At 51.5% G+C, this 24,952-nt stretch carries 18 protein-coding genes; 7 read left to right on the forward strand and 11 right to left on the reverse strand.

Annotated features, from left to right (window positions below):
- Positions 1-57: 57 nt before the first annotated feature.
- The 4 genes from yjfF to NSU14_RS18575 all read right to left on the reverse strand — a co-directional run bounded on the left by yjfF (position 58) and on the right by NSU14_RS18575 (position 4,701).
- Positions 58-1,026, reverse strand: coding sequence for a galactofuranose ABC transporter, permease protein YjfF (gene yjfF / locus NSU14_RS18560; RefSeq protein WP_042135946.1), 969 nt, complete (start codon positions 1,024-1,026; stop codon positions 58-60).
- Positions 1,016-2,056 carry an ABC transporter permease gene (locus NSU14_RS18565; RefSeq protein WP_076246794.1) on the reverse strand — a complete coding sequence of 347 codons (1,041 nt, stop codon included), beginning with the start codon at positions 2,054-2,056 and terminating at the stop codon, positions 1,016-1,018. The genes yjfF and NSU14_RS18565 overlap by 11 nt, the downstream gene beginning before the upstream one ends.
- A gap of 7 nt (positions 2,057-2,063) precedes the next feature.
- Positions 2,064-3,575, reverse strand: coding sequence for a sugar ABC transporter ATP-binding protein (locus NSU14_RS18570; protein ID WP_340946690.1), 1,512 nt, complete (start codon positions 3,573-3,575; stop codon positions 2,064-2,066).
- Positions 3,576-3,657: 82 nt separating this feature from the next.
- Positions 3,658-4,701, reverse strand: a complete 1,044-nt coding sequence (locus tag NSU14_RS18575) for an ABC transporter substrate-binding protein (RefSeq protein ID WP_076246799.1) — start codon at positions 4,699-4,701, stop codon at positions 3,658-3,660.
- Between the two features lie 266 nt (positions 4,702-4,967).
- On the opposite strand from NSU14_RS18575, the gene NSU14_RS18580 reads away from it, so the two are divergent.
- From NSU14_RS18580 to NSU14_RS18590, 3 genes are read left to right on the forward strand one after another with little or no spacing between them, the layout of a single operon-like run.
- Positions 4,968-6,776 carry a cache domain-containing sensor histidine kinase gene (locus NSU14_RS18580; protein WP_231575344.1) on the forward strand — a complete coding sequence of 603 codons (1,809 nt, stop codon included), beginning with the start codon at positions 4,968-4,970 and terminating at the stop codon, positions 6,774-6,776.
- On the forward strand, positions 6,773-8,368 hold the full coding sequence (locus tag NSU14_RS18585) for a response regulator transcription factor (protein ID WP_042135939.1): 1,596 nt from the start codon (positions 6,773-6,775) through the stop codon (positions 8,366-8,368). The genes NSU14_RS18580 and NSU14_RS18585 overlap by 4 nt, the downstream gene beginning before the upstream one ends.
- A complete protein-coding gene (locus NSU14_RS18590; RefSeq protein ID WP_231575343.1) occupies positions 8,368-9,336 on the forward strand; it encodes a sugar ABC transporter substrate-binding protein in 969 nt (322 codons plus the stop codon). The genes NSU14_RS18585 and NSU14_RS18590 overlap by 1 nt, the downstream gene beginning before the upstream one ends.
- A 49-nt stretch (positions 9,337-9,385) precedes the next feature.
- Here the strand turns inward: NSU14_RS18590 and NSU14_RS18595 are convergent, their stop codons facing one another.
- Positions 9,386-11,062 (reverse strand): carbohydrate-binding protein, encoded by a 1,677-nt coding sequence (locus NSU14_RS18595; protein WP_076246804.1) that lies wholly within the window; start codon positions 11,060-11,062, stop codon positions 9,386-9,388.
- Positions 11,063-11,296: 234 nt separating this feature from the next.
- Here NSU14_RS18595 and NSU14_RS18600 point away from each other — a divergent pair, with 234 nt between their 5' ends.
- Positions 11,297-12,163 (forward strand): AraC family transcriptional regulator, encoded by an 867-nt coding sequence (locus NSU14_RS18600; protein ID WP_076246807.1) that lies wholly within the window; start codon positions 11,297-11,299, stop codon positions 12,161-12,163.
- A gap of 37 nt (positions 12,164-12,200) precedes the next feature.
- Here NSU14_RS18600 and NSU14_RS18605 read toward each other — a convergent pair whose 3' ends face one another.
- From NSU14_RS18605 to NSU14_RS18615, 3 genes are all read right to left on the reverse strand, one after another.
- Positions 12,201-13,319, reverse strand: coding sequence for a GNAT family N-acetyltransferase (locus NSU14_RS18605; RefSeq protein ID WP_076246837.1), 1,119 nt, complete (start codon positions 13,317-13,319; stop codon positions 12,201-12,203).
- 79 nt (positions 13,320-13,398) lie between these two features.
- The gene (locus NSU14_RS18610; RefSeq protein ID WP_042135931.1) at positions 13,399-13,596 is read right to left on the reverse strand and encodes a hypothetical protein; all 198 of its coding nucleotides are present in this window, start codon (positions 13,594-13,596) and stop codon (positions 13,399-13,401) included.
- A gap of 19 nt (positions 13,597-13,615) precedes the next feature.
- Complete coding sequence (locus NSU14_RS18615) at positions 13,616-14,779, reverse strand: glycoside hydrolase family 27 protein (protein WP_076246810.1); 1,164 nt, start codon at positions 14,777-14,779, stop codon at positions 13,616-13,618.
- Between the two features lie 734 nt (positions 14,780-15,513).
- Here NSU14_RS18615 and NSU14_RS18620 point away from each other — a divergent pair.
- Genes NSU14_RS18620 through NSU14_RS18630 form a run of 3 tightly spaced genes read left to right on the forward strand, consistent with a single transcriptional unit; the run spans position 15,514 to position 19,164 of the window.
- Positions 15,514-16,368 (forward strand): ABC transporter permease subunit, encoded by an 855-nt coding sequence (locus NSU14_RS18620; protein WP_256703880.1) that lies wholly within the window; start codon positions 15,514-15,516, stop codon positions 16,366-16,368.
- Positions 16,365-17,327 (forward strand): carbohydrate ABC transporter permease, encoded by a 963-nt coding sequence (locus NSU14_RS18625; RefSeq protein ID WP_144026091.1) that lies wholly within the window; start codon positions 16,365-16,367, stop codon positions 17,325-17,327. The genes NSU14_RS18620 and NSU14_RS18625 overlap by 4 nt, the downstream gene beginning before the upstream one ends.
- A gap of 46 nt (positions 17,328-17,373) precedes the next feature.
- Positions 17,374-19,164 (forward strand): hypothetical protein, encoded by a 1,791-nt coding sequence (locus tag NSU14_RS18630; RefSeq protein ID WP_340946699.1) that lies wholly within the window; start codon positions 17,374-17,376, stop codon positions 19,162-19,164.
- 927 nt (positions 19,165-20,091) lie between these two features.
- On the opposite strand, the gene NSU14_RS18635 is transcribed toward NSU14_RS18630, so the two are convergent.
- The 3 genes from NSU14_RS18635 to NSU14_RS18645 form a co-directional block, all read right to left on the reverse strand.
- Positions 20,092-20,874 carry an alpha/beta hydrolase gene (locus NSU14_RS18635; protein ID WP_076244396.1) on the reverse strand — a complete coding sequence of 261 codons (783 nt, stop codon included), beginning with the start codon at positions 20,872-20,874 and terminating at the stop codon, positions 20,092-20,094.
- 90 nt (positions 20,875-20,964) lie between these two features.
- Positions 20,965-22,989: a right-handed parallel beta-helix repeat-containing protein gene (locus NSU14_RS18640; RefSeq protein WP_340946703.1), complete on the reverse strand. Its 2,025-nt coding sequence runs from the start codon at positions 22,987-22,989 to the stop codon at positions 20,965-20,967.
- A gap of 127 nt (positions 22,990-23,116) precedes the next feature.
- Entirely contained in the window at positions 23,117-24,931 is a 1,815-nt protein-coding gene (locus tag NSU14_RS18645; RefSeq protein WP_340946705.1) for a family 43 glycosylhydrolase, read from the reverse strand.
- Positions 24,932-24,952 lie beyond the last annotated feature (21 nt).

Raw genomic sequence — 24,952 nt, forward strand, 5'->3', positions numbered from 1 at the left:
AATTATATAGCAAAAACATGGGGAGACAAGAATTATTTGTCTCCCCATCCAATCTTCTTATTCTTTAAGAGTCAACCGCCTTGAGCTTAACACCCGCTGCAGGAGGATAAAAATGAACAGCAGCAGGCCAATAACAATTTTGGTCCACCAAGAGCTGAGTGTGCCCTCGAAGCTGATAATGGTCTGAATCACACCTTGGATGAGTACACCGAAGAAGGTGCCCAGCACATAACCTACACCGCCGGTCAGCAGTGTTCCGCCAATGACGACAGCCGCGATGGTATCCAGCTCAAAGCCTACGGCATGAAGCCCATAACCCGACAGCATATAAAAGGTGAAGACCACTCCTGCAAGTGCCGAGCACAATCCGCTGAGCGTATAGACAAGCACCTTGGTTCTTGCCACCGGAAGCCCCATCAGCAGAGCCGATTGCTCATTGCCCCCAAGCGCATACACATTGCGGCCAAACCGGGTGTAATGGGCGGTGAAGATCGCCACAGCAACGGCAACAAGAGCAATAATGGCGCTGATCGAGAGAAAGCTGCCGCCCGGCAGCGGGATTCTCGTCTGGGCAATGGCGGTATAGAAGGAATTATCAATGGTAATGGTATCAATGCTGATTACATAACATAAACCCCGGGCCAGGAACATTCCCGCCAGCGTTACAATGAACGGCTGGATTGCAAAATAATGAATGATCGCTCCCATAATGCTGCCAAACAACGCACCCATCAGGAGCACCAGCGGAATAACAACAGCCGGCGGCCACCCCTGCTGCTGCACCAGGCTTGCGGAGACCATGGTCGACAAGGCAATGATAGAGCCGACCGAGAGATCAATGCCGCCTGACAGAATGACAAAGGACATGCCAACGGCCGTAATCAGCAGAAAGGCATTGTCGATAAGCAGATTCATCAGCACCTGCAGGGAGAAGAATCCGGTATACCGGAAGGAACCGGCGGCGAACATGACGAGGAACAGCGCGATGGTGACCACAATCGGAATAAACTTGCGGTTAAGAGACATGACGGGTCACTTCCTTCTCTGCGGGATAATGCCGCGACTTCCAGCGGGCGGCAATAGCGGCCCGGAAGGTATCCGACTGGATCAGGCAGACCGCCAGCACGACCAAAGCTTTGACGACCAGTGTAATTTCCGGCGGGACGCCGATCATATAGATGGTTGTGGTCAGCGTCTGGATAATCAGCGCACCGATTACGGTACCTGTAAGATAAAAACGTCCGCCGTTCAACGACGTCCCCCCAATGACTACTGCCAGAATAGCGTCGAGCTCATACCAGAGTCCGGCGTTATTGCCGTCAGCGCTGGAAACATTCGAGCTGAGCAATAGTCCGGCAATGCCGGCACATAAACCGCAGAATACATACACCGACAGAATAACCCAGCGGGCGCGGATACCGGACATGGAGCTGGCCGCCGGATTGCAGCCCACCGATTCTATAAACAGGCCCAGCGCTGTCTTACGGGTAAGCAGCACGGCAATGACCAGAACCAGGGCTACGACAAATATTGAAAATGGCAGCGCAGCAAGTGAGCCGGACCCGATATAGGCATATTTCGTGCTGGTTACCGTAATAATCTGTCCGCCTGTAACCAGTTGGGCGATCCCCCGCCCTGCAACCATCAGAATCAGCGTGGCTATAATCGGCTGAATTCCGGCCCCGGAGACGAGCAGACCGTTCCATGCGCCAAGCATCAGCGACAAACCTGCTGCCAGCAGCACCGAGGTTAGAATCAGACCCAAGGCATTCGGGTCTGAAGCTTGGCTGATGCTCAGGCAGGCAATGGCGCCGGATATAGCGACAATGGAGCCGACAGACAGGTCGATGCCCTTGGTTGCCACTACCAGTGTCATCCCAATGGCCACCAGAATAAGCGGTGCTCCGAAGTTAAGAATATCAATCAGGCTTCCGTATAAGTGTCCGTCATGGATTGTAATCGAGAAGAAGTCCGGCGAATAGCACAGGTTGAACAGCAGCAGTACAGCCAGAACGCACAGCGGCCAGAATAAATGATGTTTTACCAGTTGGCTCATGGTCGTGTCAGCCTCCCGCAATCGCCTGCATAATTTGCTGCTGGCTCATGTCCTTATCCGAAATTTCCTTCACTTTGCGGCGGTCGCGCAAGATAGCGATCCGGTCACTGACCCGCAGCACTTCCTCCAGCTCGGAGGAGATGAACAGGAATGACATGCCCTGCCGTGAGAGCGTCAGCACCAGCTTTTGAATTTCCGCCTTGGCTCCAATGTCGATGCCCCGTGTCGGCTCATCGAGAATGAACAGCTCAGGCTCCGTCAGCAGCCACCGTGCCAGGAGAACCTTCTGCTGATTTCCGCCGCTTAAATTCTTGATCAGCAGGTCGGGATTCGGAGGATTGATATTCAGCATGCGGATATATTCTCCAGCCATCTCCTCCTGCCGCCTGCGGGAGATGGTCTTGAACGTGCCGTACTTGGCCTGCAGCGCAAGGATAATATTCTCTCTTACCGTCAGATCGCCGATAATCCCCTCTGTCTTGCGGTTCTCGGAGCAGAAGGCGATCCGCCGTCCAATGGCCTCCCGCGGCGAATGTACCCCACCTCCTGATTCCGCCAGCTTCAATTGCCCGGAATCCGGTTTGTCGGCACCGAAGAACAGCCGGGCTGCCTCAGTCCGCCCTGAACCGAGAAGTCCTGCCAGCCCTACTACCTCACCCTTGCGGATCGACAGATCGAACGGCTCAATCCCGCCTTTGCGGCCCAGCCCTTCAGCCCTGATCAGCTCATCACCCAGGGCATCCTTGTATTCTGCTGCCAGACCCGGCAGCTCTTCCAGCAAATTAAGCTCCTTGCCGATCATTTTTAAGACCAGATCCAGCCGGGTTAGCTCCTTAACCCTATATTCACCGACAAGTTCCCCCCCCCGCAGGATGGTTACCCGGTCGCAGATTTCGTACATCTGATCCAAAAAATGCGTGACAAACAATATCGACAAACCATCCTTTTGCAGCTTCCTCATAATGCGGAACAGCTGCTCCACTTCATTCTGATCCAGACTTGAGGTCGGTTCGTCCAGAATCAGTACCTTGGCTGAAATATTCAGCGCTCTGGCGATTGCGATCAGCTGCTGAACCGCTACGGAATACATATGCAGCGGAAGGGTAACGTCGATCTGCAGATTCATCCGTTCCCGGAGCAGCTCCGCAGCGCGCAGATTCATTTCCTTCCATAGAATGCATCCGAATCTCCGCGGCTCTCTGCCAATGAAGATGTTCTCGGAAACGGTCAGATTGGGGCACAGATTGACTTCCTGATATACTGTGCTGATTCCCGCAGCCTGCGATTCCTGCGGGCTGTGCAGGGAAATGGGCGCACCCTCCATTTCTACGCCGCCTTCATCAATGGAATAGACGCCGGTCAATACTTTGATCAGCGTTGACTTGCCGGCACCATTCTCCCCCATCAAGGCATGAACCTCACCAGGGAACAGGCGGAGGTTCACATTAGTCAATGCTTTTACACCCGGAAACCGTTTATGAATCCCGGTCATTTGCAGTATGGGCAGCTGCGTGCTCATGGTTGCATCCACTCCTCATTCTCCATAGAAACGCCAAGGTGGTTGTCCTGCCGCCTTAGCCGCGTTCTATTAGGCTTGCTGATTAATATTCCCGGCCAGCCAGCGCTTCCTTGGCCTGCTCGGAAGTGAAGGTTGATTCCTCAGTCACAATCCGGGCCTCAACCGCCTGGCCGTCAACTACCTTCTGCACCACCTGCATCAGCTGCGGTCCAAGCAGCGGATTACATTCAACGATGAAATTGATTTTACCTTCGCTGGCTGCCTGCATTCCGTCCTTCACCGCATCGACAGAGATTATCTTAATATCCTCGCCCGGCTTCAGCCCTGCCGCCTCTATCGCCTGAATCGCCCCGAGTGCCATATCATCATTATGGGCGTACAGCACATCAATATCCTTATTGGCCTTCAGGAACGCCTGCATAACTTCCTTACCTTTGGCCCGGGTGAAATCGCCGGTCTGAGAGGCAATGACCTTGAGATGCGGATTGCTCTTGATGACTTCGGCAAACCCTGCCATACGGTCATTGGCTGGAGCAGAGCCTGTTGTTCCCTGCAGCTCCACAATATTAACGTCCTCTGAAGCGTCTTTATACTGCTCAGACAGCCACTCACCCGCCTTGCGGCCTTCTTCCACGAAATCGGAGCCGAGGAAAGTAACGTATAGCGAGGTGTCTTTGGAATCTACCGCACGATCGGTCAGAACCACCGGAATTCCTGCAGCCTTTGCCTCTTTAAGTACAGTATCCCAACCGGATTCCACGACCGGGGAGAAGGCAATCACATCCACCTTTTGCTGGATAAAGGAACGGATGGCCTTGATCTGATTCTCCTGCTTCTGCTGCGCATCCGAGAATTTCAGCGTATAGCCTGCTTCCTTGGCTGAATCCTGAATGGACTTCGTATTGGCGCTACGCCAGCCGCTCTCTGCACCCACCTGCGAGAAACCGAGCGTAATGTCCTTGGCCTCCGTCTTGGTTCCGCCATTCGCCGCCGGTGCTTCTGTTGCCGCATTCCCGGCCTTTCCGGTATTCGCCTTGCTCCCCCCATTATTGTTGCCGCATGCTCCAAGCATGACCATAGATAAGGTTAGTGCAAGTACTGCTCCCATTTTCCCGAATCTCTTCATACGTATATATTCCTCCCCCTCGGCATTCACCAGGTTCTGGTGTTCTGCCCATTATAAACCGCTTACAAAAGTCCGTTATACGGGCAGCCTTTGGCGTTTGCTTTCTATTTTTGGCATTGTTCTGTCCACGGGAGGATTTTGTGTATTTTTTTATTTAAAAGGTGTGAATTTTGATTGCGCTTTCTTTTCGGGTATCGGCATCCCAGAATTTGTTATAAACTATATATTGAAGCCAAATCTACTCTACTTGCGAAAGGGAACTTCCGATGATGCGGATCACACACTGGATCTCCTCCAGTCTGAGGGCCAAACTGCTGGCTTTGTTTATTGTGCTGTCCACGATACCGCTGATCGCTGTCGGCCTCATTTCTTACCAGAAATCCTATACTTCCATTTCCAGTCACAGCAAGGCTTCAAGTATGCTTCAGGCTGACATGCTGGGAACGAATATCGATAATCTGTTCAAAGATACCGAGCGGCTGCTGGAGCTCAGCAATAACCCCCAGGTCATCCATTTTCTTTTCTCACAATCTGAAACCTATCAAGAGGCCAAGGCAATTCTGCAGACCTTCACACTCTACCGGGACACCTACAAATATGAGGATGTACTCAATATCAGCCTGATTAATCTGTACGGCAAGGGGATCAGCGAGCGGAGGGGCATTTTTCAATCCAATATTAATCCGCTGCGCAATCCGCATTTCCAGACACTGTCCCAGAACCCCGAGCTCATTCTCCGGATTCCTCCGCCCCTGATTTCCGGTTATGACCGGGTTGATGGCTTCACCTATAGGGATCAGGGCGTCATATCGATCATGACAGCCGTCAAGCAGCGGATCACGCATGAGGTGATCGGATTCATCATTGTGGATCTGAACGATTCCTTCATCAAGGAATTCTGCGACAAGATGACGATTGGTACAACAGGGTTCTTCTACCTGCTCGATCAGCAGAACAACCCCATCTATGTGCCGCCTGTTCAAGAAGCGGCTGTGGCCCTGGTTCAAGAAACGGGATTACCTGCCGGGCAAATAAGCGGGAGCGGGAGCTTTGTGCTTCAGACCGCCGGCCCGCCCTGGTTCATTGTCCATACCTCCTCCCTATCGACGGGCTGGAAGATTATCGGCATGGCCCCGCTGCAGGAGATCGTTGCCGAAGCCAACCGGATCAGGCAGCTGATTATAGTCAGCGTAGGCTTAAGCATCATTTTCGCGATAACGCTTAATTATTTGCTTACGCGGCGGCTGACCAGACCCATCCAGCTGCTGCAGCACAAGATGCGCCTGACGGCAAGCGGCTACCTGGAAGCCAAGGTCAAACCGGACGGCAATGATGAAATTGCCGATCTGGGACAAAGCTTCAACATTATGGTCGAGCAGATCAAAGCGCTGCTGGAGCAGAGCATCCGCAAGCAGCAGCAGCTGCAAAAGGCGGAGCTGCGGACGCTGCAGGCGCAGATCAATCCACATTTTTTATACAATACACTGGATTCCATTGTATGGATGGCTGAAGCGGGGAATAACGATGGGGTCATCCGGATCGTGAAAGCGCTATCCGGGTTCTTCCGGCTTAGCCTGAATAAAGGGCGTGACTGGGTACTGATCCGCTCTGAGCTTGCCCATGCCCAGAGCTACCTGATCATCCAGCAGATGCGTTACCGTGACATTCTGGAGTTCAAGATTGAAGTTGCGGAGGAGCTGCAGGAATATCCGATTCTGAATATGACGCTGCAGCCATTGATAGAGAACGCCCTCTATCACGGGATCAAAAATAAAAGAGGCAAAGGGCTGATCAGCATTAGCGGACATACAGACGCGAACTCCATCATGCTCACCGTAGCCGACAATGGAATTGGCATTCCCGGAGAACGGCTGGCGCAGCTCAGAGAATCTTTCGAGCATCCCATTCAATCGGAGGATCCGGACACCGCTCAGAACGGATTCGGTCTGCAGAATGTACATCAGCGGCTGCAGCTGTATTTCGGAGACGAGTATGGAATCCGCTTGGACAGTTCAGAAGGTTATGGCACACAAATTACCGTTCGCATACCCAAGAACAGGGGGACCCGAAGATGAAAAAGGTTATGCTGGTGGATGATGAGATCCTGATCCGTGAAAGTATACGGGAATCCGTAGATTGGGAGAAAGAAGGCTTTATCTTTTGCGGTGACGCCCCCGACGGTGAGCTTGCACTTCCGGTCATCGAAGAACAGCTCCCCGACATTCTCATTACCGACATCAAAATGCCTTTTATGAACGGGCTGGAGCTGAGCTCTGTCGTCCGGCAAAAGTTCCCAAAAATCAAAATCATTATTCTAAGCGGTCATGATGACTTCCAATACGCCAGGGCGGCGCTACGGCTTGGGGTTGAGGATTATTGTCTGAAGCCGTTCAGCTCTGCGGATCTGCTGCAGCTGCTCCATAGTGTCAGCTCCAGGATTGATGAAGAATTGCGGATGAAACAAAAACAAGCCTATACCCCCGAGAATCTGTTCGCCGATCTGTGCGGAGGACTGATCAGTACCGCTGCCGCCATCGAATCGGCGGAACAGCTAGAGCTGATGATTATGGCCCCTTACTATGCAACTGCCATATTTACGTTAAATCCATCGGATAGCGATGCAGGAACGGGTTCCCCAGGTGCGCCGCAGGATGCCGAAGAGCTGCTCGCAGGCCTGCTGAAGGAGCTGGCAGAAGGCTTCATTTATAAGCGCAGCCGCACTGAAACTGTCCTGATCTATAAAGGCAGTAATCCGGCCCAGATGAGCATCGCCCTGGAAGAGATCTGCGGGATTCTGAAGCAGAAGCTGAGAGCGGCTTGCGGCCTGGAGCTATCCGTCAGTCTGGGTGATGTCCGGGAACGGCTGCAGGGCATTCATCTCTCCTATCTGGAGGCCGAGGATGACCGGATGTTCAAGAAGATGTCCAGACTGAATTCAGCAGCGTTGCTTGATGCATATTTCGATCCATCCGCCAGCGGTATCCTGCTCGACCGGAACCGGCTGATCCAGTTTCTGAAGCTGGGTGACCACAAACAGGTTCCCGCATTTCTGCTGGAGCTCTCTGCGGAGCTCCAGCAGATGAATTGGCAATCCGTGTACGCCTATTACCTGATGAACGACATCACCCTGGAGCTGGTGCAGACGGCTAAGAAATGTTTTCGCGCGGCCCCAAATCCTGAGGAGCTCATTAAGGAATTCCAGACACAGCTGAAGCATATTTCCAATACAGATGAAGGTCTGCATTATTTGAACCGGCTATTGGAGCGGCTATGGGAATGGAGATCCGAGGGGGCAGATAAATATCGTGAGCTGATTGACAAAGTTAAGCATTATATCCGTGAGCATTATGACAAAGAACAGCTCTCCCTTAACGACATCTCCAGTCAGGTCAGGGTCAGTCCCAGCCATCTGAGCAAAACCTTCAGCCAGGCGACCGGACAGACGATCACTGAATTCCTGACGGCCACACGCATGGATAAAGCCAAAGAGCTGCTGAAGTCAACGGGACATAAAACGTTTGAGATTGCGTTTAGTGTAGGCTACAACGATCAGCATTACTTCTCCAATCTGTTCAAGAAAGTAACGGGGATGACGCCTATGGAATATCGCAAGCACGGAAATTCCGGGGACCAGCTTCAGCCCAGCCGTAAAGGAGCGGGGAATTAGTGACTTCTTCCAGAATGCGGATCCGGAATGTCTTTATCCTGCTGCTGGCAGCAGGCTTCATCCTTGGCGGCTGCTCCCGTTCCTCCGGAGCCACTAATATTCCTTCGGAGGAAGCCCTGGACTCTTCATCAAGTCGGAGCGGGGAGCCGCCGCTGACTTTCGGTATTATCTATCCCATGGTGAACGCCACCTATGAAATGATAACAGAGAAAGCAGAAGCTGTGGCAAAAAAGCATAATGTAGAGCTGCTGGTTCAAGCGCCTGACGAAGCCAATCTGGAGCAGCAGATCCGGATTATGGAGACGATGATCAAGCGGGGTGTAGACGGAATCGCCATTGCCCCGGCGGATTCCCTGGCGCTTACCAGCGTTATTAACAAAGCGGTATCCCGGGGGATTCCCGTGGTTTGTTTTGAGTCGGATTCGTCTGCCAGCAGCAGAGAAGCCTTCATCGGGGCTGATAATAGAGCAACCGGCGCTACTATTGGACAGACTGTGGAACGCCTGCTTGGCGGAAAAGGGATGATTCTGGTCGAGTCTGGAATGTCCCGCATGCGGGGCACTCAAGAACGGCTGCGCGGATTGCAGGATTATTTGGCGGAGCATACCGAGATAGATGTACTGGAAATCCGTCATAATGACGGCAGTGAGGACAACGCAGCGTTGCAGCTGGAGCAAATGATCTCGGCCCATCCCCATTTCAGCGCTCTGGTCAGTCTGGATTTCGTGTCCAGCTCAAGCTCTGTCCTGGTCTGGAAAGCCAAAGGCCTGACGCGCTATAATATCGCTCTGGGCCTCACGCCTTCGTTGAAGCAGGCGATGGACAACGGGCAGATTACGCGGGTGATCTCACAGAATGAGCAGAATTGGGGAGAGGATATTATCAACACTCTGCTGCTAAGGGCCAAAGGCATAGCTGTAGCCAAATGGATCAATACGGAAATTACAATCATTGGTGAACAGCCTTAGCCCTCCAAAAAGCGGAGGGCCCGGGGTTCCATATTGACACTGCATCACCCTACTGGGCAGATACATTGATACTGTCTACATTCGGTCCTTCCGTACCGGTAGTCACCACTTTTACCGTATTGGTCCCGGCATTCATGGCTGCCTGAACCGTCTTCTCTGCCCAGGTTGACCAGCTCCCCGTTGCTGCAAAGGCGGTATTGCTGATGACCTTGGTGCCATTCACATATACATCCAGATTTCTTGTACCTGACTCCAGCGCATAGCGGAATTTCACATTCTTGGTCCCTGCAACCGCACAGTACACGCTGTTCCATTGAATTGCGGCATCGGTTGCGGCATTAAAATTGACGTAGCCGCTGCCGGTGTAGCCTGCATTGATCGTTTCTGCTGCAGCAGCCGTCAATGCTGTGTCTGTCTCGGCCTCATAGGTGGTGCCCGTTCCGGTGCCACTTCCGCTGCCAAGTGCAGCTACAAAGGTTGTCACACTTTGGGCTGGAAGCTGGGCCGTGAAGGAACCGTTCGACACATTAATGGATGTCCCGGCGGCTACCTTACGGCCGGCATCTGTGATCCAGGCGGATACGCTCGCTGCCGTGCCATTCTGCAGGACAAAGCTCTGGCTTGCAGCCGAAGTGCCTTTGTTAATGGCCACAATGACCACCTTGTTATCCCCTTTGTAGGCCGAGGTGTAGATGTTTGTATTGGGATTTTTGGTGGCGTCTACCCTTACATATCCGGGCCGGATGAATTTGGAGAATTGTGCCATGCTGTCTCCGCGCTTGCTGATCGTGCCATCCTCATTCATCGGACCGTATTGACGGCGGATGTACCACCACACATAGGCCTGGAAATCCGCCTCTGTCATCGCGTTGTGCATATGATAGGCTACTTCCAGTGCTTCCGGCCAAAGATTGGCCGAGTTATTATTGCTGTTGGGGTAGTAGACTTCTGTCATCCACAGCTCTTTCCCTGTCCCCTTCTGTTTGAAAAGAGGATAAGCAAAGTTGTTAAACGAAGTTCCATACGTATGCGCGCCTAGAATATCCATATTGGCAAGCGCCTGTGAATCATTAAGAATAGGGTCGGACATATTCTTCAGGTAAGAGAATGACTCAGGAGCTATAACCCTGCAGTTGATAGATCCGGCATTATTTTTCATGAAAGTAAGCATTTCTGCGGGAGTCCACCAGGTCCAGGTATGGGCATAATCCGGTTCATTCTGAACCGAAATCGCATACAGCTCCACTCCGTTATTCTTCATGTACGTAACGAAATCGTTCAGATGCTGGGCATAGGCTGCGTACTTGTCGTATCTGAGGCGTTTGGCCGATGTATCGCCATCGTGGTTGAAGGTCTCTGTCATATCGCTTGGGGGATTCCAGGGTGAAGCAAAAACAAGGGCTCCCTTAGCAATAGCTGCCTTCGCCGTATCTAATTCCTTGTACCAGTTATTCTTATTGTCATCCACATAGATTCTCAGAATAGAGAATCCCAGCTGGTTCGCACCATTGCCGAAGGCCGTTTCTCTTTGCGCTGCGGTCAGATCGCCTATCCAGGCAGGGAGGTTGATGCCTCCGAAGCCGCGGATCACCTGTTTCTCGGCTGACAAATTCACGTTCACATCGCTTGCTGCTGAAGCCTTGGGAGGTGCGGGTACCATCATAACAGACAGCACAGTTACACAGGCCAATAAGGTGCACAGTGATTTTTTTACCCTTGAAATCATTAATTCCATCTCCTCTTCGTGTAATCTCGGCCAAACCTTGTTCTTATCACCTCCAGTCCGGTCGAAGCGCAGCTGTACCACTCGTATGCTTGTCCAATTTTCTCACAATACTTGCAAACGCTTCCTTTAACTGTATTATATAAATTATTCGCTGTATAATCCTTGCATATTAACGATAATATATTGCGCGAATGCCTATTATTACATTAAATTACATTAAAGGGAATGTTAGCTATGGATCGGGACATACACTATATTTTCACCCCTATTCAGGAAGAATTGCTGTGCTTTCATAAAACAACAGATACCGAGCTCATTAACCCGGCCTTGCCTTATCACCGCCATGATGCTTACGAAATCTATTTATTTCTGAGAGGCAATGCTTATATGTATCTGGAGCAGTCCTGCTACAAACTGGTCCCCGGCGATTTAATCATTATCAGCCCCGGCGAAATGCACCGTTGTATCTGTATTGACAATCAAATGTATGAACGGATAGGGCTGAATATCAAGAAGTCAGCTTTGGAGAGACTTTCAAGCGGCCGCTCTAATCTGTTAGCCTGCTTTGAATCCCATCCCTTGGGACAGAACAATCTTACCCGGCTCTCGCGGGAGCAGACGGTGTTGTACTGCCGCCTTGCAGACCAATTGATTACTTGCCTGGGCTCGGAGGCATACGGACAGGATCTGCTGGCAGAGTCCTATGCAACCCGCCTGCTTGTGTTCATCAACACCTTGTATCAGTCATCTACCTGCTCATCGAACAATCTTATGCCGGCGCTGGTTAGCCATACGATGACCTACATCAAGGAGCATCTGGCCGAAGCTATCTCCTCTGAGCAGCTGGAGCAGGAGTTTCATTACAGCAGCAAATATATAAGCCGGCTGTTCAGGGAGCATACCGGACTTACGGTACGCTCTTACATTATCGATCAGCGCATATCACTTGCCAAAAGCCACCTGTCTGCCGGCAACTCAGTCGCCGAAGCTTGTGAGCTTTCGGGCTTCAGCGATTATGCCAACTTCATCCGCAGTTTCACCAAGATTACCGGAATCTCGCCTGGAAGATACGCCAAAAAAAACGCAAGCCTCCAGGAGTAGAAGGCTTGCGTTGCTCTATTATAAGACATGGAATTATTCAGAATTTATCAATCTTGTACCAGAACAGCGGCAGCGGGAACCAGCCTGTAGGCGCATCCACTTCCATGCAACGGCTGTGTTGTGACAGCAGAAGCGTCTGAGCCTGCAGCCTGTCAAGGACCACAGCTCCCGGCCGGGCAGACCGCTCAACGCTCACGCCCTCTTCGTCCACCCGCGCCGTCACCGGCTGTCCGTCCATCACTGCGGAGAATTCCCCCGGGACCAGACCTGTAGTCTTGAGCTTCAGCGTCAGATAAGCCTTCAGGACATTGGCGAAATCCAGAATATGATACATATCTGAGTTCTCGGTCACAAAGTCTTCGGCAATACCGCCAAGAGCCTTATTCAGCGGAATCTCATATTCCGGCGCGTACATCGTTATTCGCCCTGCTCTGCTATAGGCCATGTATGCCTTAAGCGTCCGCAGAATGTCGTCCGCCTTCTCCAGCGCGAATTCAGCTATATCATCGCCCGCTTCGTTGACAACCAGATAGCCGATCAGCTTACCCTGATCCAGAACGCCAAGTGCCTTTTGACAGAGGGTGCTGAAAATCAGCGGCAATTGCTCTAAGTTACGTTCAACATAAGCAAGGCGCGAGATGTTCAGGTTATGCGCAAATTCTGCTCCTCCTTCAATCTCAAACAGCGGACTGAAGGATATACCGGTGTCATCCACCTCTCTTAAGCCATGGCGCACATTGGCTTCTGCCACAGTATACTTGAACTTGACACCGCCAAGCGTGAAGCCGAAATACTCATATCTCTGCCGCTGCCCATATAATACAACCATATCGCATGTACCCCGCAGCTCTTCAATCCACAGATTCATAAGCGCTTTCATATGCCCTTCACCGCGCGCACGCGGATGGACCGATACGGTCCCCAGATAGCCGGTCCGCAACGTATCCTCACCTACCCGTAGAGACTCGGGGAACACAGCCACCAGTGCGCGCAGCCTGCCCTGCTCATCCTCAGCAACCTTATGCATGGCCGAAGAATCTACACTTTTGTCATAAGCCTTGGGCATCAGGATTTCAAAATCAAAGCGGAATGCCAGGTTGGCCAAATCTATGTATTCCTCGCGCTCATGCGGAGCTGCCGTTCTGTATTTAACCATTTGCCCCATCCACCCTTTCCCTTCCACTTTACACTCTCTCGCTATATAGATAAACATAAAGCAGCGGAGGTAACGCGTTTTAACGGAACAACACACATTTCCCCGACTCCCTGAAGTATTTGATCAGCCGCTCAATCGGCTCGCGCCCGCACTTCAGCTGCTCTCCAAGACAATCGATACACAGGAAATCCTGGGCATTGCGCGTGACCAGCTTCAGGTAAATCGCCACATCATCCGTCATCAGGGGAACACCGCATTGTCTGCATGTTCTATTCATGTTCACGCCCTTCTCTTCTCTACACCAATTTAGCCCGCACAATCAGACAATCATGGGCTGCAACGACCAGAGCATATCTTTCTCTGAATACGCCAAGCTCTTTATGCTCCCAGCAGTCATACAGGGACAGCGATTTGCCGGAGGCATACGGAAGTCCGAAATCCCAGAATTGCAGCGACATCTCTCTCTGTCCATCGCTCAGGTTGAAGAAGCCGATCGCAAGGTCTCCGTCCGACAATACTTTGACCAGCATGAATACATCATCTGCATGGAACCACTGGGGTTCCGGCTTGATGCGGTAAGCCCCGCGGCTCTCCACATCCTGATTGATCGCGATCAGATCCGGGTTCAGCAGAATATTCCTGGTAGCCTCGTTAGCTTTGCGGATATCGCTGCCAATCATCAGCGGAGAACCCAGCAGGCTCCATAGTGAGAAGTGGGTCTTGTACTCCACATCCGTGCAGCCTCCGATCTGGCTGCCGATGAAGTCGCTGTTGCTGCCTCCGTACATGCCGACTACCAGCATATCCAGATCGTTATGGCAGTAGGCGCCGGTGTAGGCGGCTTTATCCAGCTGCGACAGAGCCAGGGTCTTGATGGATTCCCAGCTGTCCTGGATATCTCCGGTAGAACGGTACATATGCGCGCCGGATTCACGAATCCACTGATAGACGTTGTCCTCGCCCCAGTTGCACGCGGAGAACAGAATGTCTCTTCCGCAGTTTTTAAGCGCCAAGCTCATCCGCTTGTACAGCAGCTCTCCCGACATATGTCTGGGCTTGAAGCAATAGTCATACTTAAGAAAATCCACGCCCCATTCGGCCAGCGATTCCGCATCCTGAAATTCATGCTCGAAGCTCCCCGGATACCCGGCGCAGGTATGTGTGCCTACACAAGAGTACATGCCGAACTTCAGTCCCTTGGAATGAATATAATCTGCAAGCGCCTTCATTCCGCTCGGGAATTTAACCGGATCGGCGACCAGCTTACCATCCTTGTCCCGTTCTTTCAGGCTCCAGCAGTCGTCAATGACAATGTAATCATATCCCGCATCCTTGTAGCCGTCTGCCACCAGAGTATCGGCGGCTTCCCGGATCAGTTGCTCGTTAATATCCCAAGTGAAGGTGTTCCATGAATTCCAGCCCATCGGAGGCGTCAAGCCGAGCTGTTGTTGTTTGTCCATAATTCGTATTCATCCTTTCGCATCATTCCAAATGTAGGTTCCAGAGAAAATGCTGTATTCTTTATGTATTTAATCACACACGAACCTTGTAATCTATAGCTTGACGTTGCTTTCATATCGACGAATGTTGCTTTTATTAAACGTGGAAATCAACGGATTGCAGAACAGGCTGACATGGAACGTAAGTGGAAATTGTACAACTAATTATATGATTTAACGCTACTGTCCGGCAGCAAGTGGAAAAACAGCACTTAATTATCCTGTTTATGCCATAAACCAGGATATCGGATTTATTAGTTGTACTTTTTCCACCTAATGATCTTAGATCGAATCATTCGAGAAAATTAAGTGTCCTTTTTCCACTTCTTTTGCGGAGAGGACATGCTCATGATCCCATCCGGATTTCACCTCATAATAGATCAATAAGTGGTGAGGATCGGTCATTGTTAGTAGGTAGATGATAATTTATTATAGATTTCATATATGAAAGCGTTATCAATATAGAAGGGTTAGGGGAAACAATAGGGGAAACAACGAACAGCGCACTCCTCGGGGCCGTTGAAATTGCTTTTGAAAAAGGGGGATGACAGGCAGACTTAGACTTCCAGGAATAGCAGTCCTGGAAAGCTTCAACGAGGCAATTATACAAAGAGAATACGAAGAGGAGTGAAACGATGCGCAGCCAGAGCATTAGAAGCAATTCTTTCCGGAAATTCCTTTACATTTCGCCCTTTATGGTTTTACTTGCTGTCTTTGCGTATTACCCGCTCTACGGATGGGTATATGCCTTCTTTGACTATACCCCGCCCATTCCGTTGTCCCAATCGCCGTTTGTCGGCTTGAAGTGGTTCCACTCTCTGGTTGAGAATCAGGTGAAGGTCGACCAGTTGCTCCAGGTCATCAAGAACACCTTCGGCATTAGCGGTCTGGGCATTCTCTTCTCCTGGCTCCCGATGATCTTCGCCATCTTCCTGACCGAGATCAAGGCTGTGCGTTTCCGCAAATTCATTCAGACCGTAACCACGCTGCCGAACTTTATCAGCTGGGTCCTCGTCTACTCCCTGGCCTTCTCCATGTTCTCCAGTGAAGGTATGGTCAACGGCTTCCTCCACATGACGGGGCTGTCCGATTCTCCGGTCCTTTTCCTTCAGAGCTCGGATCATGTCTGGCTTACCATGTGGTTCTGGGCTACCTGGAAGACACTCGGCTGGTCAGCGATCCTGTATATCGCCGCCATCATGGGTATTGACGAGTCGCTGTATGAAGCGGCTTATGTGGATGGTGCAACCCGGATGCAGGTGATCCGGCATGTCGTATTGCCAAGCATGATGCCGACCTACTTCGTGCTGCTGATGCTCCAGATTGCAAGCTTCCTGAACAATGGACTGGAGCAATATTTTGTCTTCCAAAATGCGTTTAACAAGGACACTATACAGGTTCTCGATTTATATGTGTATAACCTCGCCATGGGCGGCGGCAGTTATTCCGTCTCCGTTGCCATCAGTATGCTGAAGAGCCTGATTAGTGTGGTGCTTCTCTTTTCGGTAAACGGACTGTCCAAATTGTTGAGAGGAGAGGGCATCGTATGAGTGACAGCCAGACGGGTCTTACGCCAAACAGCCGGGATATAGACATCTCCAAAACGGTCAAAATGCAGGTCAGCGCCACCGACAAAATCATTTCCACCGTCATCTATATCCTGTTCTCCCTCTTCGCCTTCATCTGTGTCTATCCGTTCTATTCGATCATTATCAATACCATCAGCGCGAACGATCTCAGTGCCAAGGGTGAGATTATCTTCTGGCCTAAGGGGATTCATTTCCAGAACTATGTCGATGTATTCAAAATACCGGGCCTCGGCAATGCCTTTGTCATTTCGCTGGCCAGAACGGTAATAGGTACCCTTCTCACTGTCGGCGCTTCTGCCTTCCTGGGATTCATGTTCGCGCAGGAGGATATGTGGGGCAAGAAATTCTGGTACCGCTTCACCATCATTACGATGTTCTTCAATGCCGGGATCATCCCGTGGTATCTGACCATGAGAACCCTGCATCTGACCGACAATTTCCTGGCGTATATTCTTCCGTCCGTGGTAGCTCCATTCTTCATTATCCTGGTCAAAACCTTTGTGGAAGCAACGCCCAAGGAGCTGCAGCAAGCGGCCAGCATTGACGGTGCCGGGATCTTCACGATTTTCTACAAAATCATTCTGCCGATCAGCAAGCCGATCCTTGCAACCGTTGCCATCTTCTCGGCAGTCAACCAATGGAACTCCTTCCAGGACACGCTGCTGCTGGTGACGGACAGCAAATTGTACAGCTTGCAGTTCATTCTGTATAACTACATCAATCAGGCAAGCTCCTTGTCCACTATGGTCAATCTGCAGAATGCCGGATCAACGGCGATGGCAACGCTGGCGACCAAGCAGACCTCTACCTCCATCCGCATGACGGTTACCATTATCGTAGTCGCACCTATTCTGCTGGTCTATCCGATCTTCCAGAGATTTTTTGTCAAAGGAATTATAATTGGTGCAGTCAAAGGTTAGTGCGCTTGCGCCATTATGATACATTAATCATTCGGGGGGGCTACACATGAGAACACACATTAAGCTGGGAAGAAAGTCCGCGCTGTTACTCGGGACGACCATTCTTCTGGTAACAACGGTACTAAGCGGTTGTAGTGGAAATTCCAACAATGCAGGACCTGCTGCCGGGACGGCCGAACCAGGGACACCTGCCCAGTCATCCGATTCGGGTACAGGCATTGATCACAGCAAACCTTTGACCCTTACGGTATTTAACAATGCGGCTAACTACCAGGGCGAGCAGACCGGGTGGTACGGTAAACTGCTGAAAGACAAGTTCAATATCACGCTGAACATTCTGGCTCCGCAGGTGGCCGGCGATCAGCTGTACAAGACCCGATCGGCATCCGGAGACCTCGGGGACCTTCTGATTATTGAGAACAGCCAGCTCGAGGAATTGATTCCGGCGGGGATGATTATGGATCTTACGGACTTGATCAAGAATACAGAGCATCTGTCCAAATATGTAGACAATCACTTCAAGCCGTTCAATGTTGCCTTCGAGAAGCAGAATCCGGACGGTAAAATCTATGCCCTGCCGGCCTTCACCGCCGATACTTCGCCAACCACCTTCTCGGAAGAGCTGCCATACTCCAGCCCGATTCTGCCTTGGGACTATTACAAGGGAATCGGCGCGCCGAAGCTGAATAATCTGAACGATCTGATGACCGCCCTGAAGGACATGCAGGCCAAATATCCGAAGACTCCGGATGGCAAGCCTATTGTTCCGATCACGCTGTGGAAGGACTGGGACGGCGGAAGCATGGAGAATGTCCGCTGGCTCAGCAACTGGTATGGCTACGAGCAGCCGAACGGGACTACAACCATTCAACTGAATGCCAAAGGCGATATCGTTCCGATCGTAGACGACAACAGTATGTACAAGAAGATTCTGCAATTCTACTATGACGCTAACAAGATGGGCCTTGTCGACCCGGACTCTCCTTCCCAGGACTGGAACAAGGTGTCCGAAAAGCTGACCAACAAACAGGTTCTTCTCCTGTGGTACTCCTGGCAGAGAGGCTTCTACAACACGATTGAAAGAGGCAATCAGGGCGACGGCAACGTTGCGGTTCCGATTGCGGACACCCACTTGATCCAGAACAGTGATGCTTACTTCGGGAACGGAAGAGTCTTTGCCATCGGCTCCAAAGCGAAAGAACCGGAACGAATCATGGAACTGATGGACTGGATGTCTTCCCCTGAAGGTCTGCGCTATTACACCAACGGCTTCGAAGGCTTCAACTATGAAAAGACGCCTGACGGCAAATTCAAGCTGACCGAGGTAGGCCAAACGGCATTCCAGGAGAATACCCCTGTACCTGATGAGTACGGCGGCGGCGGTTATCAGGACGGCCAGAGTAAGGTGAACTCGATGATTATGAGTGATTTCGTAGTCGACCCGGAAACCAAGGAGTTCTACAACAGCACCTATTGGGCTTCCACCATTGAAGCCAACAAAACAGCGCTGACTACAGACTGGCAGAAAACCTATGACGCGATCACTCCGACCGAATACTATCAGAAGAACAATATGATCGATATTGTACCTAACATCAATACAAGTCTCGGCTCCGATTCTTCGGACGTCAAGAACAAACGCAGCCAGATTTCGGATTATGTGAAGAACACCTCCTGGAAAATGATCTTTGCCAAGGATCAGGGCGAATTCGATCAGCTCTGGACGAAGCTCAAGAGCGATGTCGAAGGTCTCGGCTGGAATGATGTCTTTGCTGTCGACAAAGAAAGAGCAGACAAAATTGTTAAAATGCGTGCCGATGCGATTGCGAATAAATAAGCGTTGACCGGCAAGGCCAGGTATAAAAGAAAAGGCAGCCCCGGAGCCATGTACATGGCTTGGGGCTGCCTTTTTCGCGCTTAAGTGAGTATATATAAGCTAACTTCTCTAGCCAACCTGACCCCTCTTCGGCTAACAGCCTACCCATATCCAACAAATCGCCTCCTCTTCGGCAACCTGCCTACTCCTAACCAACCAAGCGCCCTCTCATCTCCAACCTGCCCACTCCTATCCAACCATGCGTCCCTTCATCCCCAACCCGCTACTCCTATCCAACCTAGCGCTCCTTCATCGCCAACCTGCTTACTCCTATCCAACCAATCAAGCCCCTCTTCGGCAACTTGCATACTCATCTCCAACCAATCGCCCCTCATCGCCAACCTGCTACTCCTATCCAACCAATCGCCCTCGTCAGCAAGCAAGTGGAAAAACGTATCTTAATTAGGAGGATTCCGGCGTTTGCAGACAAGTAAGTGGAAAAAGAGCATCTAATTTTGCTATTTTCTCCATTTAAGGTGAATTGCGATGAATTAAGTGCTGTTTATACAACTACTGTTGCAGCAAGGGAAATTTGTGTATCAGCAAGTGTATAAAATCCAACTATTTCCTCACAACAACCTCAAGGCCGCGTGCAGTGCAGACTTGTGCGATCGGTGGACGAAAGGTGAGTGATTAGAGGCTGATTAGTTGGCGTTCGGCGGACGTTGGGTGTGTTTTTAGTGGGCGATTGATGGGCAAACGGCGGATAATCAGTACTCAATCAGCACTTAATCAATGCCCGATCAGTACTCAATCAGTACTCGGTCAGCGCTTGGATCAACGCTTGCTCAACGGACAATCAGTGTACGTCCGGCAGGACGTTTCGCCGCTACAATAGCAGCACTTCCAGCGGCATACGAGGTGCCCATTCCGAACGCCCCTAACCATTTAAAAAATAAGCTGCGAGAACTGATACAAGCCGTTCTTCCAGACCGGCCAATCATGATCACCCTGTTCTTCAACCCAGATATGCGGCACCGCATGCTCCGCGAAATAGGCATGCGTCCGGTCGCTGACATACTTGAGGCTGTCCCGATCGCCGCAGGATAACCAGAGCAGGCTAAGCGCTGCGGACGTCTGCTGCGGGTCCGGTACCAGCAGCTCAGGCTCCTTCGTATTGGGAGCCGGGGAGAACGCCCCGATCCAGGCGAACCGGTCCAGTTGGCTCAGACCCATGTTGAGCGATTGCCCACCGCCCATGGATAACCCGGCCAGGGCACGGTGCATCCGGTCCGTCAGGACTGAATAATTCGCTTCTATATAAGGAATGAGATCGTTCAGCAAATCCGATTCAAATGTCGCAAAGGCCTGCACCTTGTCGGGGGCGAAAATATCGCCTTCCGCCCGGTCATTCAGCATCGCCCGGCCGTTAGGCAGCACAACGATCATGGGCTTCAGCAGCTGATCGGCATACAGATTGTCCAGGATGATCTGCGGTTTGCCGTGGGTATACCATTCGTCCTCATCTCCGCCAATGCCGTGGAGCAGATACAAGACGCTGTATTTCTCTGCACTGGAATATCCGGGCGGTGTATACACCCGGGCCTTCCGCGTGTTGCCTACTGTCGCAGAGGGGTATTCTATCATCGTGATCTCGCCACGCTTGATCCCTTCCCGCTCCTGATCATACCCTGGCTTTTGTGTTAAATACTTCGGATTATTCCCGTTCAATGTACCTCATCCCTCTCCTTGAATTTATGTATATCCCATACTTAGTTTATTTAATAAACCAAGTGTGGGAGCCTTGCCCGTTATTCTGCGTTACAGCACAATTTTCACCGGACTATCATCTAGCAATTCAAATGGTCCAGGCGTCATATTTTGATCCGGGCGCTGTTTGCCAAAAAAGTCGTGGTCAAAACGGTAGGCGGAGCCATCCGGTTCCTCGTAGTGCATCTCCGCGTGATAGCTTCTGCCGAGCAGCTCAGTCGTAACTACCGCTGGAGCTGCAGCATGCATCATTTCAGGGCTTTTAATATACAACTGCACCTTGTTTACAGCTGGATCGATTTCGATCTCAACACCGTTGTCGACATAGGCCCTTGCATCCGGCTCATGAGAACTGGGGACCGCGCCTTTCAAATACACATTGCCCTGTATCGCGACAGGAAGTGCCATCCTATCAGGCTGGAACGGCTTTCCGGCTTCCTCCATCGCCGCAATTTCTTCCTTGGTGTATTCCCACCACCGCTTGTGCATGGAGTCCGGGTAATCGTTGTACCCGCCAAGCCCCACAGGATGAAGATAACAGCGGGAGTTATCCGGGATACCGTCCATTACCCGGGTACCGCTATCATCCAGATTTTCTCTTGGAGTGAGTGGGAGATGCTCGAAAAAAGTCATCGGCAGCGGCTCGTTGCGCGGATCGTCATCACCTATAAATAGGTTGTTATAATACTTGTCGTCGCCACCCGTGATATTACTGAACCCGGCAACAGCTGTCTCATGAGGCATATGGTAGGGTGTATAACGGGTAAGCTCGGAACGCACCACAAACCTGCCGGCAAACAGATTATGAACAAACGCACCGCCTTGAGCCATATTGCGAAAGTTCATCGGAGACAGGAACAGGTTGTGATCCACCATATAAGGGCCGTGACAGACCTCTACAAAGAGATCCTCGGACAAATTGTCGTAAAAGGTGTTTCGGCTGATACGGGTGCCCTGCGCCTGCCAATCCAGCCAAAGTGCCCGGTAGCAGCTGTAAATGACATTCCCGCAAATCTGGGTATCCAGTGAAGCATGGAGTTTGATGCCTCCGACTTCTGCACCGTGGAAAATACGTTTATGATGGATATTGTAAATGCGGTTCTGATAGATTTGGCTAAAAGCACCTCCTAGATGCCCTACGATTCCAGCCTGTTCACAGTCATGAATCACGTTGTTGCGGACAATATGGCTTCCAATCCGGTCCTTGTGCCAGTCCTTGCGCAAAGCACTGAAAATAACCTCCTGCTCCCGTTGCGTTCCGCCCTTGATCCGGTTCTCCGACCATTCGTTATGCCCGGTGGTGATTTCTTTGCCGAGGCTGATGCCTGTACATTTGGACTCGCTGATCAGATTATCCTCAATAATCCAGCCCTTGCTCCAATGGGGGCCAATGAGCCCTTCCTGCAAAGCTGTTGGCGGAGCCCACTGGGGTGAGGCCTGCCGGAGTGTGAAGCCCCTGACAGTTATGTAGCTGCGGCCGGTCTTCTCCGGCCAGAAGCAATAAGGGCGCACATTGATTTCCACATTCTCTTTGCGCGGGTCCCTGCCGCCGAAGTTCGCCCATATTGTGGTGGCCGTGGAGCTTACTTCCGCATACCACTGCAGCAGAGAGTCCTCCGCATATTTGGCCTGAGGCCAAACCTGGGGATTGCGCAGCTTGTCAACGCCATCACATTCATATAGAGACTTGCCGTCAAGGTATACCTCTCCCAAATGCGGCTGGAACGCGCCTTCAAACAGCCAGTCCCCGTGCAATTTAACCTTATAGGGGTTGCGGACAACAAACAGGGTGTTCGGTACCTCCGTACTCCAGACGCCGTCCCCTTCATCCGTCCAATCGGCCACAGGCTCAGCACCGGTGATAACCACTTCCCCATCCCCGGCAGACTGATATACAATCCGCTGTTCCTCTGTACCTCCATTGGCCGGGCTGACCCATTCCCTGTATATCCCCGCATGTACTGTAATCGTATCTCCCGGCACCGCAAGAGCCGCAGCACGGGAAACGGAGCAGAATGGCTGTTCCGCCGTACCCGGCGCCTGATCGCTCCCTTGAATGGCAACATGATATTCCATAATCAATTCCTCCTCTTCCTTGCAAGTCTTCTGCATATTAAGGGCGTTATCGTCCACAATGATGATCCCGTTCATTCTTGCGTTCACTCTTCCAGGGAGACGCTGATGCGGATAACAGACCCACTAGCTAGCCTACGTTCACTTCCATGGATACCTGCTTCAGCTCCGGATTCAGGTCCTTATCCTCTGTGAGATCCAGAACCGGAGCACCGTCAATGTCAAAATGCACACGGCGGAGGCCGGAGCTTCGCGGTCCGTCAATTCCCGGTCTCGCATGATAGGCGTTCCAGATGACCCCATCCTCGTCCGTCACGTAAGAATTATGGCCCGGACCGTATTCTCCCGGCACACTTCTGGAGGTCAGCAGCGGATAATTGCCTTTGGTCCAGCTCTCTATATCCAGCAGATCCGCCCCCTTATCTGCAGTCAGGAGACCGACAACATAGGTGGCATCCACCGCTGCGCTGGCAAAGGTCACGTAGAGCTTGTCATCCGAATACAGGGCAAAAGGCCCTTCATCTACAAAGGTATGATTGTTGGCCCACCCATAGTCGGGCCGTGTCAGCAGCACCGGATCACTGGTCAGCTTCCACGGCTCCTGCGGATCGATGGTTGCGATATAGACCCAGGCCCCCAGATCGACAGGCACGAACTGGCGCTCCGACCATGCCGCATAGAGCTTGCCGTTCCACCGGATGACAGTCATGTCCAGAGAAATCGTCTTGCCTGCTTCACACAAATATGTGCCGTCCTTCTTCACTACACGCTCCGGGATGGTCCAGTCCGCCGCGTTCATCGGATGACCACCTGCCCGCAGCTTCATCACATGCGACTCTTCATAGAAGAATCCACCAGAGGTTGCCGCATGAAAAATGTACAGCTCATCTTCAATGACATGGAATTCCGGCGCCCACAGCAGATCGCGAATCTGTTCATGGGTGGACGAATCGAGAATCAGCACCTCTTCAGCCGTTACCAGTCCGGGAATAGTATCCGCTTCCCTCATATACAGCGTATGATTCTGATCCGCATCATTGGTGGCAATGAAATAATATTTCCCCTTCCACTGTGCAATGCAGGGGTCTGCACGGTCAAGTGCGATTGGAAACGGATAATGCTCCTGATGGATCTCCCCGGTAATTCTGTAGGTTCCCGACTGGCTCCAGTCGATGGCGCCCATATTCCAATCCACTTTTTTGGACGCCTGCGTACCATCGCTGTATAAGGCCGTTGCCCGCACAGCCTTCACTTCCTCTACCGAAGCCGCACTTACGCGGTCCGGTACCACGATAGCAATGTTCTCTGGAACAGTAAGCTTGCAGAAGAGTCTGCGGGCTGTCTCTGCGGAGACAGAGATCACATTACGCGGCAGAATCCCTTCAATATCGGCAAGCACGGTATCCAGAGTGAACGGCTTTGCTTTTTCCGGAGCCGAGACATTTTTGAGGCTCATGATGTCGGTCATCCAGCTCTCATACCCCTGACCATATTCATCTATCCAGCTGATCAGGTAACCGTTCCGCTCAGGATCGTATTGGCAGTAGACATCGCTTACAAAGGTATCGGCCTTAAGCTCCAGCAGTCCCACCTCGCTGTATTGCAGTAAATCGGCAGAGGAGAACAACAGCACCTTCCCCTTACTCTCTTCATCGGCTTCACCGTCTGCCTCAGTACGCACGGCAATTACGCCGTAATTCCCGTTAGCCAAGTGGAAAAGATACGGATGATTCAGGCTCTTGGCCCGGAGTGTCCCGTCTTCATTCTCCGTCGCCTTGGCGAACAGAACACCCGAGTTATGATTCAATTCCTGAAACAGAAGCCCGTCTGTGCTGTAAGCCAAGTGCATGCTGTGGGCAAGCCTTGAAGCGTACACCATATCCTCCTGCGGCAGCCTTGTATAGCAAAGGATCTGATTCCGATCCTCGTTTCGTTGTGGTATCATTAATCAATAACCTTCCTTCTT

The organism is Paenibacillus sp. FSL R10-2771 (assembly GCF_038000205.1).
Classification (GTDB): Bacteria; Bacillota; Bacilli; order Paenibacillales; family Paenibacillaceae; genus Paenibacillus_AQ; species Paenibacillus_AQ phytohabitans.

Excerpts from the sequence above, each read along its gene's own strand:
- yjfF (WP_042135946.1), bottom strand. The coding sequence starts at position 1,026 with ATGTCTCTTAACCGCAAGTTTATTCCGATTGTGGTCACCATCGCGCTG.
- NSU14_RS18565 (WP_076246794.1), bottom strand. The coding sequence starts at position 2,056 with ATGAGCCAACTGGTAAAACATCATTTATTCTGGCCGCTGTGCGTTCTG.
- NSU14_RS18570 (WP_340946690.1), bottom strand. The coding sequence starts at position 3,575 with ATGAGCACGCAGCTGCCCATACTGCAAATGACCGGGATTCATAAACGG.
- NSU14_RS18575 (WP_076246799.1), bottom strand. The coding sequence starts at position 4,701 with ATGAAGAGATTCGGGAAAATGGGAGCAGTACTTGCACTAACCTTATCT.
- NSU14_RS18580 (WP_231575344.1), top strand. The coding sequence starts at position 4,968 with ATGATGCGGATCACACACTGGATCTCCTCCAGTCTGAGGGCCAAACTG.
- NSU14_RS18585 (WP_042135939.1), top strand. The coding sequence starts at position 6,773 with ATGAAAAAGGTTATGCTGGTGGATGATGAGATCCTGATCCGTGAAAGT.
- NSU14_RS18595 (WP_076246804.1), bottom strand. The coding sequence starts at position 11,062 with ATGATTTCAAGGGTAAAAAAATCACTGTGCACCTTATTGGCCTGTGTA.
- NSU14_RS18600 (WP_076246807.1), top strand. The coding sequence starts at position 11,297 with ATGGATCGGGACATACACTATATTTTCACCCCTATTCAGGAAGAATTG.
- NSU14_RS18605 (WP_076246837.1), bottom strand. The coding sequence starts at position 13,319 with ATGGTTAAATACAGAACGGCAGCTCCGCATGAGCGCGAGGAATACATA.
- NSU14_RS18610 (WP_042135931.1), bottom strand. The coding sequence starts at position 13,596 with ATGAATAGAACATGCAGACAATGCGGTGTTCCCCTGATGACGGATGAT.
- NSU14_RS18615 (WP_076246810.1), bottom strand. The coding sequence starts at position 14,779 with ATGGACAAACAACAACAGCTCGGCTTGACGCCTCCGATGGGCTGGAAT.
- NSU14_RS18620 (WP_256703880.1), top strand. The coding sequence starts at position 15,514 with ATGGTTTTACTTGCTGTCTTTGCGTATTACCCGCTCTACGGATGGGTA.
- NSU14_RS18625 (WP_144026091.1), top strand. The coding sequence starts at position 16,365 with ATGAGTGACAGCCAGACGGGTCTTACGCCAAACAGCCGGGATATAGAC.
- NSU14_RS18630 (WP_340946699.1), top strand. The coding sequence starts at position 17,374 with ATGAGAACACACATTAAGCTGGGAAGAAAGTCCGCGCTGTTACTCGGG.
- NSU14_RS18640 (WP_340946703.1), bottom strand. The coding sequence starts at position 22,989 with ATGGAATATCATGTTGCCATTCAAGGGAGCGATCAGGCGCCGGGTACG.
- NSU14_RS18645 (WP_340946705.1), bottom strand. The coding sequence starts at position 24,931 with ATGATACCACAACGAAACGAGGATCGGAATCAGATCCTTTGCTATACA.